Source organism: Exiguobacterium sp. A1_3_1, from assembly GCF_048985645.1.
Taxonomy (GTDB): domain Bacteria; phylum Bacillota; class Bacilli; order Exiguobacteriales; family Exiguobacteriaceae; genus Exiguobacterium_A; species Exiguobacterium_A indicum.
The window spans coordinates 1-2719 of sequence record NZ_WBYY01000271.1 but is presented as its reverse complement, the minus strand read 5'-3'; the positions used below and the strand labels follow the sequence as shown (position 1 = coordinate 2719).

General features: G+C 50.4%; 2 protein-coding genes. One reads left to right on the top strand and one right to left on the bottom strand.

The features are described 5' to 3' along the window. Positions 1-80 precede the first annotated feature (80 nt). Complete coding sequence (locus F8N00_RS17570; RefSeq protein ID WP_075642037.1) at positions 81-977, bottom strand: DMT family transporter; 897 nt, start codon at positions 975-977, stop codon at positions 81-83. A 44-nt stretch (positions 978-1021) separates the two neighbouring features. Between F8N00_RS17570 and F8N00_RS17565 the strand changes: the two genes are divergently transcribed. After that, a partial coding sequence (locus F8N00_RS17565; protein WP_421018697.1) for a DNA topoisomerase 3 occupies positions 1022-2719 on the top strand: 1698 nt, incomplete at its 3' end.

Genomic DNA, 2719 nt, shown 5'->3' with positions numbered 1-2719 from the left:
GTTACGAGATAAGGGTGGCAGATCATCATTCTGCCACCCTTATCTTTGTAGAGACTGACTTTTGAGTCAGCCTCTTGTCATTAGGAAGATTGACTAGTGGCACTCTCACGTTGGGCAAGTTGTTCACGAATATCACGTTCATTGCGTCGGAGGAACAATCCAATTCCGATCAATAGTAAAGCGGCACCGGTGATTTGAATCCATGTCAACTTCTCGTCAAACAGATAATATCCGAAAATCATCCCCCAAACCGCTTCACCAAGAATCGTGATACTGACGATGCTGGCGCTGACACGAGCGAGCGCCCAGTTGAATAAATTGTGACCGAGTAACGTCGGGAAGACGGCGAGAAGAATATACAGCCACCAATCCTGTTGGAACGCAGCGACGAGATTCGTTGATTGAATCAACGATAACAAAAGCAAGACGAGCGACGCGACAGCGTAGACACCGAACGAATAGAGGTTCGTCGAGACGCTTGTGCGGACGTGTTGACCGAGCAACCAGTAACCAGCGACTAAAATCGTTGCCAGCAAGGCAAGACCGTCCCCGATCAAGGCACGCATGCCGACGGCGATATCTCCGTAAGCGACGAGACCGCCACCAAATAAGGCGACAGCAACGAACAGGAGTGCTTTGCGTGACGGGTGTTGTTTGAAGAATAACGCGTTACCGGCCAGGACAAAAATCGGACTCGCGGTCACGAAGAGCGTCGAGCTCGCAACTGTCGTATAATCAAGAGAGAGGAACCACAGCCAAAAATGCCCGGCGAGCAAAACGCCACTTAATAGCATATGCCGGATCGTTGACGAACTGAGTTGCAACAGTTCCTTCAATCGAATGAGCGGGAGCAACAACAAGGTCGAAAACAACATGCGGTAAAAGGCGACAGCCTCGATCGGTGTCTCCGCCCACTTGACGAAGATTGCCGATGTTGAAATAAAGAATAAAGCCATGAATAACGTAAAATAGGGCATGGGTACCTCCACATGTCTGAAGTAAGGAAATGAGGGTGAAGCGTGTGCAATTGATCATTGCTGAAAAACCAAAACAAGCGGAAAAACTGGCAGCTCCGTATCCATCGGTGAAGCGAGACGGCTACATTGAAATCAAACCATGTGACCGGTTTCCGCAAGGAGCAAAACTCGCTTATGCGGTCGGACACTTATGCGAACTGCAGGAGCCGGCGCATTATGACGCCAAATGGAAACGATGGAACTACGATCATCTGCCGATCATCCCGGAACGATTTGATTACCGACTGGCAAAAGGTAAGAGTAAACCATACCAGGTCATCAAGAAATTATTGAATGAGCGGACGACGACTTCCATCATTATAGCATCGGATGCCGAGCGAGAGGGAGAGGCAATCGTCCGATTGATCTTACGTCTCGCGAACAACGCAAAACCGTTGCAACGACTCTGGATTTCGAGTCTGACGCCTCAAGCCGTTGACCATGGGTTTGCGAACCTGCTCGATGGCAAGGAAACGGAGAACATTTTTCACGAGGCAATGAGTCGCGCTTGCGCCGATTGGTTGATCGGGATGAATGCGTCACGTGCGTATACGACGTTACTGAAGAAGAAGGGCATCGCCGATGTCTTTTCCCTCGGACGGGTCCAGACACCGACGCTTGCATTGATCGTCGAACGGGAAAAACAAATCGAGAATTTCCGACCGGAGACGTACTACGAAGTCGAGGCGGATTTTACGCGATACAAAGGAAAATACATCAATGCGAAGAAACAGACGAAGCTGAGTGACCGGGAACAAGCACAAGCGATCGTGGATCGGACGAAAGGAACCGGAATCGTCGCATCAATCGAGAAAAAGCGGCAGACGGAACGACCACCGTTTTGGTTCAGTTTGTCACTCTTACAAACTGAAGCGAGCCGACGGTTTGGTCTCGGTGCAAAAGAGACGCTCGATATCGCCCAAAAACTCTATATCCGTGGTTGGATCAGTTATCCGCGAACGGACTCTTCCTTCGTGACGAAAGAGGAGGCAGGACAGTTCCCGGTGATTCTCAATCGGTTACTGAAGCAAGCGGAATATAGTCCAATCAAGGATGTCCTGACGAACAATCCGGTTAACGATAAGCGCTACGTCAATCCGGCAAAGGTCAGCGATCACTATGCGATCATTCCAACAGAAGAAGCGGGTGCCGTCGCGAAGCTCTCCGGACGAGATGCGCAAGTCTACGACTTAATCGTTCGCCGTTTTCTTGCTGCCTTTGCACCGGACGCTGTCTCGGAGAAAACGGAAATCGTGACGACGCGTGAGATGGACCGTTTTTTGACACTCGGCAGTCGGACGATTGATCCGGGCTTTAAACAGGTTTTACAAATCGAGTCAAAGGAAGTCGAATTACCAGCCGTCGAACAAGGACAAGAGGTGCCGATCAAAGGCTGTCGTCTGCTTGAGAAACAAACGGAGCCGCCGAAACGCTATACGGAAGGGACACTCATCCTCGGCATGAAAACAGCTGGCAAATTACTCGAAGATGAGCTACAAGCGATCATGAAGGAAGTCGAGGGACTCGGGACGGAAGCAACCCGTGCCGGGATCATCGATGGACTAAAACGGCGGGAGTACATCAAACTCGTCAAAAAGGAGATTCATCCGACGCCAAAAGGTCGGATCTTGATCGATGCCGTGACGGGGAGTATTCTTGCTTCACCAGAGATGACCTGTCTCTTATACACATCTCCGAGCCCA